General features: G+C 41.8%; 24 protein-coding genes. 23 read left to right on the top strand and 1 reads right to left on the bottom strand.

What is annotated here, in order from left to right:
- The first annotated feature begins 89 nt into the window (after nucleotides 1–89).
- From rplN to E0H82_RS10030, 18 genes are all read left to right on the top strand, one after another.
- Nucleotides 90–458, top strand: coding sequence for a 50S ribosomal protein L14 (rplN, locus tag E0H82_RS10115; protein WP_001982634.1), 369 nt, complete (start codon nucleotides 90–92; stop codon nucleotides 456–458).
- Nucleotides 459–467: 9 nt separating this feature from the next.
- Entirely contained in the window at nucleotides 468–785 is a 318-nt protein-coding gene (gene rplX, locus E0H82_RS10110) for a 50S ribosomal protein L24 (RefSeq protein ID WP_116761954.1), read from the top strand.
- 15 nt (nucleotides 786–800) lie between these two features.
- Entirely contained in the window at nucleotides 801–1337 is a 537-nt protein-coding gene (gene rplE, locus E0H82_RS10105; RefSeq protein WP_116761952.1) for a 50S ribosomal protein L5, read from the top strand.
- A gap of 9 nt (nucleotides 1338–1346) precedes the next feature.
- Nucleotides 1347–1652 carry a 30S ribosomal protein S14 gene (gene rpsN, locus E0H82_RS10100; protein ID WP_004754234.1) on the top strand — a complete coding sequence of 102 codons (306 nt, stop codon included), beginning with the start codon at nucleotides 1347–1349 and terminating at the stop codon, nucleotides 1650–1652.
- 13 nt (nucleotides 1653–1665) lie between these two features.
- On the top strand, nucleotides 1666–2061 hold the full coding sequence (gene rpsH / locus E0H82_RS10095; RefSeq protein WP_116761950.1) for a 30S ribosomal protein S8: 396 nt from the start codon (nucleotides 1666–1668) through the stop codon (nucleotides 2059–2061).
- A 13-nt stretch (nucleotides 2062–2074) separates the two neighbouring features.
- Nucleotides 2075–2608, top strand: coding sequence for a 50S ribosomal protein L6 (gene rplF, locus E0H82_RS10090; protein ID WP_131264509.1), 534 nt, complete (start codon nucleotides 2075–2077; stop codon nucleotides 2606–2608).
- Nucleotides 2609–2622: 14 nt separating this feature from the next.
- Complete coding sequence (gene rplR, locus E0H82_RS10085; RefSeq protein WP_131264508.1) at nucleotides 2623–2973, top strand: 50S ribosomal protein L18; 351 nt, start codon at nucleotides 2623–2625, stop codon at nucleotides 2971–2973.
- A 2-nt stretch (nucleotides 2974–2975) separates the two neighbouring features.
- Nucleotides 2976–3473, top strand: coding sequence for a 30S ribosomal protein S5 (rpsE, locus tag E0H82_RS10080; RefSeq protein ID WP_004657688.1), 498 nt, complete (start codon nucleotides 2976–2978; stop codon nucleotides 3471–3473).
- Nucleotides 3474–3479: 6 nt separating this feature from the next.
- The gene (gene rpmD, locus E0H82_RS10075) at nucleotides 3480–3656 is read left to right on the top strand and encodes a 50S ribosomal protein L30 (RefSeq protein WP_000849088.1); all 177 of its coding nucleotides are present in this window, start codon (nucleotides 3480–3482) and stop codon (nucleotides 3654–3656) included.
- 3 nt (nucleotides 3657–3659) lie between these two features.
- Nucleotides 3660–4100: a 50S ribosomal protein L15 gene (gene rplO, locus E0H82_RS10070; protein WP_131264507.1), complete on the top strand. Its 441-nt coding sequence runs from the start codon at nucleotides 3660–3662 to the stop codon at nucleotides 4098–4100.
- Between the two features lie 45 nt (nucleotides 4101–4145).
- On the top strand, nucleotides 4146–5465 hold the full coding sequence (gene secY / locus E0H82_RS10065) for a preprotein translocase subunit SecY (protein ID WP_171458285.1): 1320 nt from the start codon (nucleotides 4146–4148) through the stop codon (nucleotides 5463–5465).
- 20 nt (nucleotides 5466–5485) lie between these two features.
- The gene (gene rpmJ, locus E0H82_RS10060) at nucleotides 5486–5602 is read left to right on the top strand and encodes a 50S ribosomal protein L36 (RefSeq protein WP_000867907.1); all 117 of its coding nucleotides are present in this window, start codon (nucleotides 5486–5488) and stop codon (nucleotides 5600–5602) included.
- A 107-nt stretch (nucleotides 5603–5709) separates the two neighbouring features.
- Nucleotides 5710–6066, top strand: a complete 357-nt coding sequence (gene rpsM, locus E0H82_RS10055; protein WP_016168588.1) for a 30S ribosomal protein S13 — start codon at nucleotides 5710–5712, stop codon at nucleotides 6064–6066.
- A gap of 19 nt (nucleotides 6067–6085) precedes the next feature.
- Nucleotides 6086–6472 carry a 30S ribosomal protein S11 gene (gene rpsK / locus E0H82_RS10050; protein WP_004281491.1) on the top strand — a complete coding sequence of 129 codons (387 nt, stop codon included), beginning with the start codon at nucleotides 6086–6088 and terminating at the stop codon, nucleotides 6470–6472.
- A 12-nt stretch (nucleotides 6473–6484) separates the two neighbouring features.
- Nucleotides 6485–7108: a 30S ribosomal protein S4 gene (gene rpsD / locus E0H82_RS10045; protein ID WP_016168587.1), complete on the top strand. Its 624-nt coding sequence runs from the start codon at nucleotides 6485–6487 to the stop codon at nucleotides 7106–7108.
- A 17-nt stretch (nucleotides 7109–7125) separates the two neighbouring features.
- Entirely contained in the window at nucleotides 7126–8133 is a 1008-nt protein-coding gene (locus E0H82_RS10040; RefSeq protein ID WP_116761944.1) for a DNA-directed RNA polymerase subunit alpha, read from the top strand.
- Nucleotides 8134–8151: 18 nt separating this feature from the next.
- A complete protein-coding gene (gene rplQ / locus E0H82_RS10035) occupies nucleotides 8152–8517 on the top strand; it encodes a 50S ribosomal protein L17 (protein ID WP_116761942.1) in 366 nt (121 codons plus the stop codon).
- A gap of 194 nt (nucleotides 8518–8711) precedes the next feature.
- Nucleotides 8712–10202 (top strand): flavin-containing monooxygenase, encoded by a 1491-nt coding sequence (locus tag E0H82_RS10030; protein ID WP_131264506.1) that lies wholly within the window; start codon nucleotides 8712–8714, stop codon nucleotides 10200–10202.
- A 47-nt stretch (nucleotides 10203–10249) separates the two neighbouring features.
- Here the strand turns inward: E0H82_RS10030 and E0H82_RS10025 are convergent, their stop codons facing one another.
- Nucleotides 10250–11422 carry an acyl-CoA dehydrogenase family protein gene (locus tag E0H82_RS10025; protein ID WP_131264505.1) on the bottom strand — a complete coding sequence of 391 codons (1173 nt, stop codon included), beginning with the start codon at nucleotides 11420–11422 and terminating at the stop codon, nucleotides 10250–10252.
- 186 nt (nucleotides 11423–11608) lie between these two features.
- Here E0H82_RS10025 and E0H82_RS10020 point away from each other — a divergent pair, with 186 nt between their 5' ends.
- From E0H82_RS10020 to E0H82_RS10000, 5 genes are all read left to right on the top strand, one after another.
- A complete protein-coding gene (locus E0H82_RS10020; RefSeq protein WP_016168582.1) occupies nucleotides 11609–11866 on the top strand; it encodes a succinate dehydrogenase assembly factor 2 in 258 nt (85 codons plus the stop codon).
- Nucleotides 11859–12242, top strand: a complete 384-nt coding sequence (locus E0H82_RS10015; protein ID WP_131264504.1) for a hypothetical protein — start codon at nucleotides 11859–11861, stop codon at nucleotides 12240–12242. Before E0H82_RS10020 ends, E0H82_RS10015 begins: the two co-directional genes overlap by 8 nt.
- 517 nt (nucleotides 12243–12759) lie before the next feature.
- A complete protein-coding gene (locus E0H82_RS10010; RefSeq protein ID WP_131264503.1) occupies nucleotides 12760–13830 on the top strand; it encodes a hypothetical protein in 1071 nt (356 codons plus the stop codon).
- Between the two features lie 49 nt (nucleotides 13831–13879).
- Nucleotides 13880–14461, top strand: a complete 582-nt coding sequence (rrtA, locus tag E0H82_RS10005) for a rhombosortase (RefSeq protein ID WP_131264502.1) — start codon at nucleotides 13880–13882, stop codon at nucleotides 14459–14461.
- A 163-nt stretch (nucleotides 14462–14624) separates the two neighbouring features.
- On the top strand, nucleotides 14625–16820 hold the full coding sequence (locus tag E0H82_RS10000; RefSeq protein ID WP_131264501.1) for a TRAP transporter large permease subunit: 2196 nt from the start codon (nucleotides 14625–14627) through the stop codon (nucleotides 16818–16820).
- Nucleotides 16821–17397: the final 577 nt, after the last annotated feature.

Here is a 17397-nt window from a genome sequence, read left to right as displayed (position 1 = left end):
TTAAACGTTCTTGCATCATCGGTCAATTTCGAGTACTCTTTGAGCCTTTCGAAATTGCGACCGGTGATGCACGGTTTTGGAGTAGGGCAATGATTCAAACCGAAACTATGCTCGACGTAGCAGACAACAGTGGTGCTCGCCGCGTACAATGTATTAAAGTACTTGGTGGTTCACATCGTCGTTATGCTTCAGTTGGCGATATTATTAAAGTTACTGTAAAAGAAGCTATTCCTCGCGCACGTGTTAAAAAAGGTGACGTGATGAATGCTGTGGTTGTACGTACAAAATTCGGCATCCGTCGTCCAGATGGTTCAGTTATTCGTTTCGACGATAACGCAGCTGTTATTTTGAACAACAACAAAGCGCCGATTGCAACTCGTATTTTCGGACCAGTGACTCGTGAACTTCGTACTGAACAGTTCATGAAAATCATTTCATTGGCTCCTGAAGTTCTATAAGAGGCACTCATGGCTAAGATTAAAAAAGGCGATCAAGTAATTGTGATCGCAGGTAAGGAAAAAGGCAAACAGGGTACTGTTCTGTCTGTTTCTAATGACCGTGTTATGGTTGAAGGCCTTAACTTGGTTAAGAAGCACCAAAAGCCGAACCGTGCAACAGGTGCTGAAGGCGCTATCGTTACACAAGAAGCTTCGCTTCATATTTCTAACGTGGCAATTTTTAATGCTACAACCCAAAAGGCTGACCGTGTTGGTTACCAAGTGACTGAAGGCGTGAAAACTCGCGTTTATAAGTCAAATGGTGAATCAGTGGCGGTAGCGAAGTAATAGGTTGAGAAGGCAATGGCCAGACTTAAAACGCGTTACAATGACGAACTTAAAGCTCAATTACAAGAGACTTTAGGCGTTAAAAATGTGATGGATATCCCTCGCATCACTAAAATCACGATCAATATGGGTGTTGGCGCAGCAGCTGCTGACAAAAAACTCCTTGATGGTGCTCTAGCTGATATGCAAGCAATTGCTGGTCAAAAACCAGTGCTTACGTTAGCTCGCAAATCAATCGCTGGTTTCAAAATCCGTGATGGTTGGCCGATCGGTTGTAAAGTTACTTTACGCGGCGAACGTATGTACGAATTCTTAGACCGTTTGATCTCTATTGCGATCCCTCGTATCCGTGACTTCCGTGGTTTCTCTGCGAAATCATTTGATGGTCGTGGTAACTACTCTATGGGTCTTAAAGAACAAATCATGTTCCCTGAGATCGATTTCGATAAGATTGATCGTATTCGTGGTATGGATATTACCGTTACTACGACTGCTCGCACCGATGACGAAGGCCGTGCGCTTATGCGTGCATTCGGCTTCCCGTTCAAATAAGAGGTCGATATGGCTAAGAAAGGTATGATTAATCGCGAATTGAAACGCGAAAAGACAGTTGCTAAATTTGCTGCAAAACGTGCTGAATTAAAAGCTACGATTGCAAATGTAAATGCAAGCGACGAAGAGCGTTTCGAAGCGATGATGAAGTTACAAGCATTACCACGTAATGCATCTCCAGTACGTCTTCGTAACCGTTGTGGTTTAACTGGTCGTCCTCATGGTTACTTCCGTAAGTTCGGTTTAAGCCGTAACAAATTACGTGACACAGTAATGCAAGGTGATGTACCAGGCGTTGTTAAGGCAAGCTGGTAAGGAGCGACTAGAAATGAGTATGCAAGATACCGTTGCCGACATGTTAACTCGTGTTCGTAACGCACAAATGGCAAAGAAACAATCTGTTTCTATGCCTAATTCTAAGTTGAAGGTTGCAATTGCAAACGTACTTCAACAAGAAGGTTATGTTTCAAATGTAGAAGTTGCTGAAGTTGAAGGCAAAGCTACTTTGACCATCACTTTAAAATATTTCGAAGGCAAACCAGTTATCGAAACTGTGAAACGCGTAAGCCGTCCTGGTCTACGTCAGTATCGCGGTAAAGATGCACTCCCGAGCGTTAAGCAAGGTTTAGGTATTGCAATTGTTTCTACAAGCAAAGGCATCATGACTGATCGCGCTGCACGTGCTGCAGGCGTTGGTGGTGAAGTTGTTGCTTTTGTTTCTTAATAGGTGATTCCTCATGTCTCGTGTGGCTAAAGCCCCAGTAACTGTGCCTAACGGTGTTACAGTTACTCAGAACGGCCGGCAGGTCGAAGTGAAAGGCAGTAAAGGTACATTGTCTTTCAACCTGCATGCGCTGGTCGAGCTTAAACAGGAAGACGGTATTGTAGCTGTTGCTCCAAAAGCTGAGTCGAAAGACGCTTGGATGCAAGCTGGTACTGCTCGCGCTGTTCTTAACAACCTTGTAAAAGGTGTTAGCGAAGGCTTCGAACGTAAGTTGCAACTTATCGGTGTTGGTTACAAAGCTGCGGTTAAGGGTAACATTGTTAACCTTAACCTTGGTTTCTCTCACCCGATCGACTATACGCTTCCTGAAGGTGTAACTGCTGAAACTCCTACAGCAACTGAAATTATCCTTAAATCTGCTGATAAAGCACGTTTAGGTCAAGTTGCTGCAGATATCCGTGGTTACCGTCCGCCAGAGCCTTATAAAGGTAAAGGTGTTCGTTATTCTGATGAAGTTGTACTTCGTAAAGAAGCTAAGAAGAAATAAGGCGCGAGGTTCTTATGAACGAAAAGAAACAATCCCGTTTGCGTCGTGCGAAAAGCACACGCTTGCACATTCGTGCATTGGGTGCGACTCGTTTGTGTGTAAACCGCACTCCGCGTCACATCTATGCTCAAGTTATCTCAGCAGATGGTGGCAAAGTTTTAGCGCAAGCTTCAACTTTAGATGCTACTTTACGTGCTGGTTCAACTGGTAATATTGAAGCAGCGACTAAAGTAGGTGCTTTAATCGCAGAACGTGCTAAAGCAGCTGGTATTACTAAAGTTGCATTTGACCGTTCTGGTTTTAAATATCATGGTCGTATCAAAGCCTTGGCTGATGCTGCTCGTGAAAACGGCTTGGAGTTCTAATCATGGCTAAAGTTGAACAAAACGAAGGTCTTGTTGAAAAGCTGGTTGCCGTTGATCGTGTAGCCAAAGTTGTTAAGGGTGGTCGTATCTTCTCTTTCACAGCATTAACTGTTGTGGGTGATGGTAATGGTCGTGTAGGTTTTGGTCGTGGTAAAGCGCGTGAAGTTCCAGCTGCGATTTCTAAAGCACTTGAAGCTGCACGTCGTAACATGATTACTGTAGACCTTGCTGGTACTACTTTACAACACCCTGTGAATGCTCGTCATGGTGCAAGCCGTGTGTACATGCAACCTGCTTCTGAAGGTACTGGCGTAATTGCTGGTGGCGCTATGCGTGCCGTTCTTGAAGCTGCAGGCGTACACAACGTACTTGCTAAATGTTACGGTTCTACAAACGCTGCGAACGTTGTAAACGCAACTTTCAAAGGTTTGCGTGATATGACTTCTCCAGAGAAAGTAGCTGCTAAACGTGGTCTTTCTGTAGAACAAATTCAAGGGTAATCAATCATGAAAACGATTAAAGTTACCCAGACTAAATCTTCTTCGCACCGCTTGAAAAATCACAAGCTTTGCTTACAAGGTTTAGGTCTGCGTCGTATTGGTCATACTGTAGAAGTGCAAGATACGCCTTCTAACCGTGGTATGATCAACAAAGTCTACTATATGGTTAGTGTAGAGGAATAAGCCATGACTCTGCGTTTAAATGAACTTGCGCCTGCAGAAGGTGCGAAGCGTGATAATCTTCGTCTGGGTCGTGGTATCGGTTCTGGCGTTGGTAAGACTGGTGGCCGTGGTGTCAAAGGTCAGAATTCACGTAAGAGCGGTGGTACTCGTCCAGGCTTTGAAGGTGGTCAAACTGCGTTATATCGCCGTTTACCTAAATTCGGTTTCACTAGCCAAATCGCTTTGAAAACTGCTGAAGTACGTTTATCTGAGCTTGCTAAAGTTGAAGGCGATATTGTTAGCCTAGAAACTTTAAAAGCTGCAAACGTTGTACGTAAAGATATGTTACGTGCTCGTATCGTACTTTCTGGTGAAATTACTCGTGCATTCACTGTACAAGGTGTTGCATTGACTAAAGGCGCTAAAGCTGCTGTTGAAGCTGCTGGCGGCAAAGTCGAGGAGTAATCGCGAGTGTCTATGTCTCCTAGTTCTTCAGGTCATGTTCACATGATGAAAGGGCAACCGTTTTACGTGAAATATCGTGAAATTATTCGCCGAATGATGTTTCTCTTCGGTGCATTGTTGGTTTTTCGACTAGGAGCGCATATTCCAGTACCGGGCATTAATAATGCTGCACTTGAAAACCTCTTTAATGCAAACCAGGGTACCATCCTTGGTTTGTTTAACATGTTTTCAGGTGGTGCTTTAGAAAGAATGTCAATTCTTGCCTTGGGAATTATGCCGTATATTTCTGCATCGATTATTGTGCAGTTAATGTCGACTGTGATTCCATCACTCGAAGCTTTGAAAAAAGAAGGAGAGCAAGGGAAGCGCAAGATTAATCAATATACACGTCAAGGTACGTTGCTTTTAGCTTTAGTGCAAGCAACTGGAATGTGTGCAGGTTTGATCAGTCAAGGAATTACCTTGTCAGCTGGTTTAGCCTTTTATGTTCCTGCTGTAACCTCATTGGTTGCAGGTACTATGTTCTTAATGTGGTTGGGTGAACAAATTACCGAACGCGGAGTGGGTAATGGTATTTCCATGATCATTTTCGCGGGTATTGTTGCTGGATTGCCTAATTTAATTATGCAATCAATTTCATCGGTAGATAATGGTCAAACAAGTCTGATTGGCTTGGTTATTTTTGGCTTATTGTCTCTAGGTGTTTTGGCAGCAATTGTGTTTATTGAGAAAGCGCAGCGTCGTATTCCAGTAAACTATGCTCAAAAACAACAAGGCCGTCGTGTATTTACTGCACAACAAACGCATTTGCCATTAAAAATTAATATGGCAGGTGTAATTCCAGCGATCTTTGCAAGCTCTTTATTATTGTTCCCAGCGAGCTTGGGACAGTGGGTGGGAAGCTCAGATCCGAGTGCAGGGATAATCAAGCGTAGTCTTCAAGATTTGGCTCTTTTATTGTCGCCTGGACAGCCGTTGTATTTGGTGCTCTTTGGTGCGTTAATTATCTTTTTCTGTTATTTTTATACGGCGTTAGTATTTAGCCCGAAAGAAGTATCGGAAAACTTAAAACGCAGCGGAGCTTATGTGCCTGGTATTCGCCCAGGTGAGCAAACTGCTCGTTATTTAGATCATATTCTCAATCGTTTGACGTTTATTGGTGCGATTTATATTGCGATCGTGTGTTTAATGCCAATGATTTTGCAAAGTTCTTTTGGTATTCCATTCTATCTGGGTGGTACGTCTTTGCTGATCGTTGTAGTTGTTGTTATGGATTTCATGGCGCAATTGCAAGCACATCTCACATCTCATCAATATGATAATCAAACGTTAATGAGAAAAACGACTGCTCATCCGAAGGGATAAGCGCACTTAGAGGTTTCATCATGAAAGTACAAGCTTCTGTAAAGAAAATTTGTGGTAGCTGTAAAGTTATCCGTCGTAATGGGGTTATTCGCGTAATTTGCAGCGCAGAACCTCGTCATAAGCAGCGTCAAGGTTAATCTGATCAAGACCTGTTGATTTCAGTAGGCTAATTAGGTTATTATCCGCCCCTCAAGATTTTTGTGGGGCGGTTGATTATCTCTACTGCCTTTTTGGAGAAAATTGAATGGCTCGTATTGCCGGTGTAAACATTCCGGATAACAAGCATGCTGTTATCTCTCTCACGTATATCTTTGGTATTGGTCGCCACACTGCTAAGAACATCTTAGCTGCTGTAGGTATCGCTCCAACGACTAAGATTCGTGAATTAGATGATGCTCAGCTTGATGCGATTCGTGCAGAAGTTACTAAGGTTCCGACCGAAGGTGATTTACGTCGCGAAATTTCCATGAACATTAAACGTTTAATGGATTTAGGCTGCTACCGCGGTCTTCGTCATCGTCGCAGCTTGCCTGTCCGCGGACAACGCACCAAAACTAACGCACGTACCCGTAAAGGTCCGCGCAAACCTATTAAGAAATAAGATTTCTGGAAGCTAAAAGATGGCTAAAGATACTCGCGCACGCAAGAAGGTCACTCGTACCGTCTCTGAAGGTGTTGCACACATTCACGCTTCTTTTAATAACACCATTGTAACGATCACTGATCGTCAAGGTAATGCATTGGCTTGGGCTACTTCAGGTGGACAAGGCTTCCGTGGATCACGTAAATCAACTCCGTTTGCTGCTCAGGTAGCTGCTGAAGTTGCTGGTAAAGCTGCTTTAGATTACGGTTTGAAAAACTTGGACGTCCTTGTAAAAGGTCCTGGTCCTGGTCGTGAATCTGCGGTTCGTGCTTTAGGTGCAGTGGGTTATAAAATTAACAGCATTACCGATGTGACGCCAATCCCGCACAACGGTTGCCGTCCACCTAAAAAACGTCGCGTGTAAGGAGAAACATTCATGGCTCGTTATATTGGTCCAAAATGCAAACTCTCTCGCCGCGAAGGGACAGACCTGCAATTAAAATCTGGCGTTAAACCATTTGACGTTAAGACAAAAAAACATGCTAAAGCTCCTGGCCAACATGGTCAAAGCCGTGCAAAACAATCTGAGTATTCACTACAATTACGTGAAAAACAAAAAGTACGTCGTATGTACGGTGTTTTAGAGCGTCAATTTAGTAACTACTATAAAGAAGCTGCTCGTGTTAAAGGCGCAACTGGTGAAAACTTGTTGAAATTGCTTGAAAGCCGCCTAGATAACGTTGTTTATCGCATGGGTTTTGGTTCTACACGTGCAGAAGCTCGTCAGCTTGTATCTCACCGTTCTATCACTTTAAATGGTCGTCGTGTTAACATTGCGTCTATCCAAGTTAAAGCTGGTGACGTGATTGCAGTTCACGAAGGTGCTAAGCAACAATTGCGTATCAAAAACGCAGTTGAATTAGCTGCTCAACGTGGTATTCCTTCTTGGATGGAAATTGATCATTCTAAGTTGGAAGGTACATTTAAAGCTGCACCAGATCGTTCTGATTTACCTGCTGAAATCAACGAAAGCTTGATTGTAGAATTGTATTCTAAATAATCCTTGAGGTAGCAATAATGACGCGTACTGCAAATGAGTTTCTAACTCCGCAAGCGATCAAGGTCGAAGCGGTTAGCGGGACCTCGGCAAAAGTTATTCTAGAACCCTTAGAGCGTGGCTTTGGTCATACTCTGGGCAATGCTTTACGTCGCATCCTTCTTTCTTCTTTACCTGGCGCTGCTGTGGTTGAAGTTGAAATTGAAGGTGTTGAGCACGAGTACAGTACTTTGGAAGGCTTGCAGCAGGACATCGTCGAGCTCTTGCTGAACCTAAAAGGATTGTCTATTAAGCTGTTCGATCAAAATGAAGCTTATTTGACATTAGAGAAACAAGGTCCTGGCGACGTTACTGCTGCTGACCTTCGTTTACCTCATAATGTTGAAGTGGTTAACCCTGAACATTTGATCGGTACTTTAAGTGCTTCAGGCTCATTAAAAATGCGCCTGAAAGTTGCTCAAGGTCGTGGTTATGAGACTTCTGACTCACGTTTCCCAGAAGGCGAAACTCGCCCAGTGGGTCGTTTACAGTTAGATGCATCTTATAGCCCAATCAAACGTGTGTCTTACATCGTAGAAAATGCGCGTGTAGAACAACGTACTGACCTTGATAAACTGATCATTGATCTTGAAACCAACGGTACAGTTGATCCTGAAGAAGCAATCCGCAAAGCGGCTACAATTTTGCAACAACAAATTGCAATTTTTGTTGACCTTCAAAAAGATCAAGCTCCTGTTGCTCAAGAACCTCGTGAAGAAGTTGATCCAATTTTGCTTCGTCCAGTAGATGATCTAGAGCTTACTGTTCGTTCTGCGAATTGTTTAAAAGCAGAAAATATTTACTACATTGGTGATCTTGTACAGCGTACTGAGGTTGAGTTACTTAAAACTCCTAACCTTGGTAAGAAATCGCTTACTGAGATCAAAGATGTTCTGGCTTCTAAGGGCTTACAGCTCGGCATGCGTTTAGAGAACTGGCCACCAGCTAGTCTCCGTATGGACGATCGTTTCGCCTATCGTAGCCGTTAATTAAGTAGGACTATCACCATGCGTCATCGTAATAGTGGTGTGAAATTAGGCCGTACAAGCAGTCATCGTAAAGCGATGTTTCAAAACATGGCTAACTCTTTGTTTGAGCACGAGTTGATCAAAACAACTGTGCCAAAAGCAAAAGAGTTACGTCGTGTAGCTGAGCCTTTAATCACTTTAGCTAAAAACGATACTGTTGCAAACCGTCGTCTAGCGTTTGCTCGTACTCGTTCAGCAGCAACTGTTGGTAAATTATTTACCATTCTTGGCCCTCGTTACAAAGAGCGTAACGGCGGTTATCTACGTGTTCTTAAAGCGGGCTTCCGTGCGGGTGATGCTGCACCAATGGCTTACGTTGAACTAGTAGATCGCGAAGTTAACTAATTTCGCAGGATAACTCAGTTGTTCTTGAAAAAGGTCGGTTTTTAACCGACCTTTTTTATTGTCTACTGTTCGACAATATTCATTGTTGTCCTGAAATGACAAGATTTTTATCTGAATTCACTCAACTTGACATTGATCATTGTCAAATTTGTGCTTTAATAAAATAGAATTATCAGTCAGGTTATAAAAACAACATGGAAAAGCAAATTGATATATTGATTATTGGAGCAGGTATTTCAGGGATTGGTTTAGCTGCACATTTATCCAAGAATAATCCAAACCGTTCTTATGAAATTATCGAACGTCGAGAGAGTATTGGTGGTACATGGGATTTGTTTAAATATCCTGGGATCCGTTCTGATTCAGATATGTCCACCTTTGGTTATAATTTCAAACCATGGCAGCAATCAAGTGTATTGGCTGAGGGTGCTGCAATCAAAGGCTATTTAACCGAAGTTGTAGAAGAATACCAACTTGCCTCGAAAATTCATTTTAAACACAATGTTATTTCTGCCAATTATGATTCGACTATTCAAAAATGGGTGGTTGAAATTGAAGATCATAAGCAAAAGAAACAGACTTGGGTAGCAAACTTTATTCTCGGCTGTACGGGTTATTATAATTATGATCACGGTTATCAACCTAAATTCCCGAATCAGCCAGAGTTTAAAGGCGAGTTTATTCATCCACAGCAGTGGCCAGAAAATTTAGATTATCGTGGGAAAAAGGTGCTTATCATTGGTAGTGGCGCTACCGCAATCACGTTAGTGCCCGCTATGGCAAAAGGTGGGGCAGCACATGTGACCATGTTGCAACGTTCACCGACTTATATTGCTTCAGTTCCTTCGATTGATTTTGTTTACGATAAAATGCGTAAAATTTTACCCGAAGACCTAGCATATAAACTGACCCGCGCACGCAATATAGGGATGCAACGTGGTATCTATGCCTTGGCACAAAAGCAACCGAAACTCTTGCGTAAATTCCTATTAAAATCAATTGAGTTGCAATTGAAAGGTAAAGTGGATATGAAACACTTTACCCCAAGTTATAATCCTTGGGATCAGCGTTTATGTGTGGTGCCTGATGGTGATCTGTTTAAAATTTTACGCTCTGGTCAAGCCAGTGTAGAGACAGATTTAATTGAACGATTCACAGAAACAGGTGTCTTGTTAAAGTCAGGTAAACATCTCGAAGCTGATATTATTATTTCAGCGACAGGCCTAGATATTCAAATTTTAGGGGGCTTAAAGGCAACTTTAGATGGCCAGCCTATCGATACCTCAAAGCATATGCTTTATCAAGGTGTAATGGTGAGTGATGTCCCGAATATGGCGATGATTATTGGTTATATTAATGCGTCATGGACATTAAAGGTGGATATTGCGGCTGACTATATTTGTCGTTTGATTAACTATATGGATCAAAAAGGTTATGTGCAGGTGATTCCGCAAAGTGATCCAACTGAACTGTTGGAAGACACGGTGATGGGAAGTTTAACTTCAGGTTATATTGCCCGTGCTGCCAATGTGATGCCGAAACAGGGGAAGCACGCGCCATGGAAAGTCACCAATAATTATTTGGCGGATCGTACGGCGTTAAAAAATGCAACCTTTGAAGATGCCGTGTTAAAGTTTCAAAAAGCACTATCACATGACCAACGTAAGCCGAAATTGGTTTCTTGAGCTATGAAGTAATCAAAAAGGAGCATTAAGCTCCTTTTTTTATGATGTTATAAAGTTCGTGAAATTAGCTCTTTCATAATTTCATTGGTGCCTGCGTAAATGCGATTGGCACGGTTATCGATATACGCACGTGCAATTGGATATTCCAGCATGTAGCCATAACCACCGTGCAGTTGTAAGCATTCATCGACCACTTTAGAAAACATTTCTGAGATTTTGTATTTGGCAGCTGCTGCGGCATCGACAGCTAATTGCTCTGTAAGTTGAAGTTGCATACAGCGATCAAGATAGGCACGACAAAAATCGATTTCGGTGCGGAGTTCAGCCAATTTAAAGCGAGTATTTTGAAAATTAGAAATACTTTTGCCAAAAGCTTGACGTTCTTTCGTATATTGAACGGTATGTGCAAATGCTGCTTCGGCACCTGCCTGACAAATAATTGCCACTAGCATACGTTCCCATGCCAATTCTTTCATTAGCATCATAAAGCCCATACCTTCTGCACCCAGGAGGTTGTGCTTGGGTACATGCACGTCATCAAAGAATAGCTCGCAGGTGTCTTGACCTTTCATGCCAATTTTATTGAGCGGCTTGCCTTTGCTGAAACCGACACGTTTGGCTTCGACCATAATCAGTGAGAGATTGGCAGAACCTTTGTCACTGTGGCCCGTTTTACAGACCACAATTGCCATATCACACAGATAACCATTGGTGATAAAGATTTTAGAACCATTAATAACATATTCATCCCCCTCAAGGATGGCAGTTGTCTTGATGGCTTGTAAGTCTGAACCCGTGCTAGGTTCGGTCATTGCAATGGCGGTAACGACTTCACCTGTTGCCATTTTCGGTAGCCAGTGCTGTTTTTGTGCTTCATTCCCAAAGTTAAAAATATAATTGGCGACAATGTCGGAATGCAGAGAGAATCCTGTTGCGGAGTCCATTGCATAGGCTTGCTCTTCAATTAGGATCATGCTGTATAGACGATCAACACCAGAACCACCATAAGCTTCGGGCATGGTGGCACAGAGTAGGCCCAACTGACCGGCTTTATTCCATAAATCTCGATCAACATGTTGTTGTTGTTCATATTTTTCGGTATTCGGTACAACCTCTTGAGTATAAAACTTGCGTACCATGTCACGGAATGCTTCATGTTCCGAATTGAACAGTTGTCTTGGTAACATGTGGGTCAGTGGGCGAATGGCTCCAGATTGCATGATTATGATGTCCATTAATTATCATTGTGAGGTTGAAATTAAAAGATCTGTGGTGACTTGGGCAATGTGAGCAATGCTCAATTCCATAAAAAAATTGGTAGATTTGGTCATTCAGGGGAAATGTCTCGAAACTTCGCCAATGATTCGGTTAAACTAAGGCACTTCTGTTTGGTCTAGGGGAATACAATGAGCGAAGAAATGACGCTTGAAGAACGCAAAGTGATTTATCGTGCACGTCGTGGTTTAAAAGAAATAGATGTGTATTTTGACCCGTATGTTCGAAATTATTATTTAGCTGCATCTCCTGAAGAAAAAGCGTTATTTGCAGAATTAGTTGAACAAGAAGACCCTGATTTACTCGATTGGTTTATGGAAGTCGGCGAACCGCCACGTGCTGAAATTAAGACGTTTATTCTTAAATTAAAGCATTACGTTCATGGCTAACACCGCATATTATTTGAAACGCAGTCGCGTGGCGATTGTGTTTCAGATTGGTCTATTGTTTCTTATTCAATGTTTAGTTTCGGTTTTATTGCCTGTCTGGTTGGCCGTACTTATTTTGATTGTGCTGCTATTTTCTTTTTGGATGCAATTTAAGCGCGCCACACTTCATTATTTTGAAGCATTTTCGATAGATGAATGGTCTGTTCAGCCAACCGATCAGGTTGTACAGCACATGCGACTTACGCGAGTGGTTGATCATCATTTTTATATTGTGCTTTATTTCCAACAACAATCATCTTGTAGCTATGTCATTTGGTATGATCAGTTAATACTCAAAGACTGGAAAAAACTTAAATTGTTGGCAAAAATGTTCTGATTGTTAGACAGTTAATAATTTTATCAATTTAATTAAAGTATATAAAACAAAATTTTAATATTAATTCGTTAATGCTTTGTTAGACAAAAAATAAATATATTGGCATAAAGTATAAATTGTTAGACAATTTTTACAGACTAATCTGTATTTTCTTTGTACATTAAAACCACGCAACAGCAAACGAGGAGATCGCTATGATTTTTCCAACGTGGTCGTTTCTAATGGTCGCGATTGTTTTGGCAATTGTTGTAGGACGTTTAGGAACTGTGCTGAAGGATCGATTTGCACAAACATAAAGCCCATCGGGCGTTCATTTAATAGGTAGCATGTGCTGAACCGTCGCAATGCTACTTTTTTTTGCCCAAAATTTAACAATCCTGCTGCTACAGTCAATTTTTCTCTTTATTTTTCATGGCAAAGTAATCCTTTGAATTAGAGTAAATACTCTTTTATTCGAAAATAGCTTCTGCTATGTTTACTGCGAAGGACACAAACAAAAAATATAGAGGACAGGAAGATGTCGCAAGTCCAGAAAATTGGCCAAGGTATGGCGATTTTAATGATTACAACAACCGTATTTACAGGATGTTCGCATGTGGTGAAATCTGGTGCGAATGTCGCTTTAGGATTTAGCGAAAAGCATATTGTTCCGCCCATTTTAGCTATGGAAGATGCGGATATGGTGTGTAATTCGGGGAATGCGTTAACACCTGCAATTATGTCAACCCAAGATATGGGTGCAGATCCGACGCGTATAGCAATTTTACTCTATTCTGCTGCGGGCACATGTGCCGAAAACAGAGCCCTTGATGCTGAACTACGGTATTTACGTGCGTCTAAAGCAGGGCAGGTGATAGAAGCTCAAGATGCACGTATTGAGCAAAAGCGTTGGTCAGCTGTAGCAGCACAGCGGCAATATGCGGGTTATCAACTTTTAGAGAAGCGTTGGCAAGCCAAGTATCAGCAAGAATTGGGTGAGAGTTGCCCAAAAATGAAAAGTGACATTGATCAGACCGTGTACTTATTGGGCTTGATCAGCGGTGTACAAGCCATGACCAATGACATCAACGCGGGCGGTTCAGTCAATGTACCGAAAGATATTGCAGCAATTGTAGAGCGCGGTATGGTGTGCTTGAACAATGAAAAGTTTTGGGGGGCACCCGAGGCAACGCGTGCGGCCATTTGGACTTTGCTGCCAGGTGCTGGAGATGGTAAACCAGATCCATACCAAACCCTTAAACAATCCATGCAAATTGGTGAGCAAAAAGGCGTACGCTTATCTCATGCCTTATATGCAGTAGCAGCACAAGCCAGTGGCGATGATGCCAAAATTCGTGATGCTTTAAAACAGTTTGCTGCGGCACGTTCAGATGAAAAACCTGTTAATCCTCAGTTTAAGCTGATTGACAGTATGGCCGCCAGTATGGTGCAGGGTATTTCAGACCGCTACTGGACGGAACACACAGGCAAACGTACAGCCGATGATGGTATGCAGAAATTCTGGGATGAGCAAGAGGATAGTTCTGGCTTGGATGACTTATTCAATGCCACAGAGGATGCCGCAAGTACGGCAAAAAATAGCCCATAGCGTTGAAGTATCAATACAAGAATTGCTGTAGGAATCGAGGGAGATGCTGATGAATGACCCATATTTTGCTCGAAAGGTGGTCTTTATTGCAGGAGTTGCCTCAATATCTGCTTGTTTACAGATTTTTGCAGACTATTTTATCTATTGGCGCCCAGATTTGTTGGAGCAATTCTGGCGTCTTTGGACAGGACATTGGGTACATGTCGGATGGATACATTATTTGCTGAATATGCTTGCCTTTGCCTGTTTCCCTTTTATTTTTCCACATGTCAGAATCTGGCATTTGGCTGCCCTATTGGTCGTGCTTCCAGTCTGTATCAGCTTAAGTTTCTATTACGTTTTTCCTGACATTGAGGCTTATGCTGGACTATCAGGCGTATTGCACGGTGCTTATGTCGCAGTGGCATTGATCCACTTAAGTTATACGCATGAACGTAAATTTGCCGCCCTAGTACTGGGGCTGATTGTGCTGAAATTGATTTGGGAAAACACGGTTGGTAATACTGGAACAGCAGAACTGATCGGCAGCCCTGTATTGGTTGAAGCACATTTGCTGGGCGCATTCTGGGGAATGGTCTTTGGTTTATTATATTTTCCTTTTCATTATCGGATAGTTACTTCTAAAAGTTGACATTTTAGGCAGAAAGAAAACAAAAACAGTCATTTTATTCAGTCCAAAATACATGCAGAGTGAAGCTGAACAATAAAGATTGGCACAGAATATGGAGATGTTCTGTCCTTGAAGGATATCTACACCATCATTGGTGATGAGTAAAATAAAAATAGGAACACATATGAAGGATGCAGGACAGAAAAGGTCTGGACTAGACCTAATCAAGAATATTTGGACAGAATGGATTTCAACGTTTGTAATCTTGCTGTTGTTAATTTTGACGTTGATTATTGGCACAGGTGAAATGATTCATGGACAGCTCTTACGTGTAGGAGAGCGGTTGTATGGGAATGAAACAGTGGGTATGCAGTACTCATTTCTTCGAGCGGAACCTGTTAAACCCGATTGTAATCGTCACCCAGATGTTGATGCTTTAGTGCGGACTCAAATGCAAGCCAGTTCAGCTGATGAGTTTGCTGATATTTTTGGTACAGCCTCGGAGTCAGATGTACGTGCTTCCGTATTGGCGGGTGTACGGCAATGTGAAGAAAAATATCAGTTTTATGATAAATCTATGAAATATCTAGATGATCATCCAAGTTTAAGAACCTATAGAACCATAGAAACAGGCTTTTTCGGTATTTTTAAATTTGGCTCTGAGAATCGTGTACTCATCTTATTGGTGATGGTGTTCTTCGCGGCAATTTCAGCTACTGTGAAATATCACCATATTGGCTTACGCGCACCAGCTTCAAAAATTGATTACCGTGTTTATGCCTTATTTATGATTATGGGGAATGGCTTACTGAGTTATTCCGTTGTGAGTCAGTATCATTCGGTTATTAATTCTGGCGTGAGCAGTACTTTTGAAACCTTAGCGGGATATTGGATTTGGATCGGATTATTTATGATCCAGACAATTTTGAGCTTATTTCAGCTCTTTATGCCCCCAGCACCAAAACAAGCAGGTGGAAATGTTGGTTTAGCGCTGCTCAGTGTACCTTTATATGCATACATGGCCATTATTACAGGCATTGCATTTACCTTCTTCATGGACTATCCGATGGGGCAAGGGATTTATCTCGGTATTTTGGTTGAATTTTCAGGAATTTTCTTAAATTTAGCATTGTTCATTTGGGCAGGGATGTTGCTGACTCAAACGCGTGTCATGGATCTATTTTTAGGCATATTACGCCCGTGGAATTTAGCACCAGAAACCTTAACGTGGTTAATTTTAATTGCCGCCGCGATTCCGACAGCGTATACCGGCGCATCGGGGATTTTTGTGGTTGCTGCGGGTGCCATCATTTATAAAGAAGTTTGGAATGCAGGTTCTCGCCGTCAGTTTGCCTTAGCTGTTTCGGCAATGTCGGGTTCACTTGGTGTTGTTATACGACCATGTTTATTGATTATTTTGATTTCGATGCTGGATAGCCGTCATGTCACCTCAGATGAGTTATTTGATCATGGTATGTATGTTTTTTGGTTAACCGCTTTTGTATTCTTGGGAATTTCACTGTGGTTGGCAGAAACTCGTTTCCGAGTGAATTCCCCGAAAGTTGCCATTCCAGGAATGCTACGTGCTTGTGTTCCAGTGATTCCATACGTTGTGATTACTATGCTTGTCATTGCTTTTTATAAGTATGGTTTAGATACGCAAATGGACGAATTTACAGCGCCCGTTGTACTTCCAATCATACTGATTGCTTATATTATGTTTGATCGCTGGTGGGCCGATCGGTTTAGTCCAGAGCCTAAAGATGCACATACTAGATTGGCATTAGAGCATGAACAAAATTCGCAATTTTTACGTGATCATGGTGGACATAAGGCAAATCGGCGCAGTTTTGGGAGTTCGATTTGGTTTGCTTCGGCTGAGACTGTTGGACATATTGGGGCATTAATTATTTTAATGGCTTTATCCGCGAGTGTCGGCGGGCTGATTGAACGTTCAGAAGTAGTGACCCTATTGCCAACGCATTTAGGCAATATCTATATTTCGCTGGCATTTATTGCATTACTGCTTGCAATTATAGGTATGACAACCGATCCATTTGGTGCGGTAATTCTGGTTGCTGCCACTGTTGCTCCTGTGGCTTATGAAAATGGCATTCATCCAATTCATTTCTGGATGATCGTACTGGTTGCTTTTGAATTGGGTTATGTCACGCCACCAGTAGCACTGAATCACTTATTGACCCGAATGTCGGTAGGGGATGATGAAGTACGAGCAGCGGATGCTGAAGCCAAAGAAAAATACACCAAATTTTATTATCGTTATGAACGTTGGTTATTGCCGATTATGGTGTTATTTCCATCGTTAATGTTGGTGACTTTTGCTCCTTATATTTTTAAATTATTTGGTTGGTATCATTAATCACATGCTGTCATACATCAAGCACCTTCGGGTGCTTGATGGCTTTTAGGAGTTCGGAAATAGGTACGATGCTCCACCCTAGCAGTGAAAACCATGAAACTGCTAAAAATTTAAAAAATCTCATGAGAACAGGGTACTTAGAAAGAATGCCGTAACAACGGATTCTGGATTCTATTTGAAGAAAAATACGGATAGATTTGGTTCGATGAGCCTTTAGGTATGGCTATCTATTGATATAGATTGAATTTATGTTATTGGATTATTCATGCTTAGAACGTGATTACATGAATAATTGCTGATCATATGGAGATAAATTCTGACAGGATCAGAAGAATGTAATTCATTAAATTTTTAATTAGACAACTTGCATAACTCATAAACCGAACAATCATTTGCTGTAATTCTGCACCGACATTTTTTGATATTTCATGCATAATTTATGCATGAAATATATTGATATACAGAAACTGACTGATCCTCAGTTCAAACGCCTAACGGGAATATCTTGGTCTACTTATAAAGTGATGATTGATGTACTCAATCTTCATTTATCATCAACAGGGCGACCCTCTAAATT

Origin of the sequence: Acinetobacter sp. ANC 4910 (assembly GCF_004331035.1) — a bacterium.
Taxonomy (GTDB): Bacteria; Pseudomonadota; Gammaproteobacteria; order Pseudomonadales; family Moraxellaceae; genus Acinetobacter.
The sequence above is the reverse complement of the archived record's forward strand: the minus strand, read 5'-3'. Positions and strand labels throughout refer to the sequence as shown.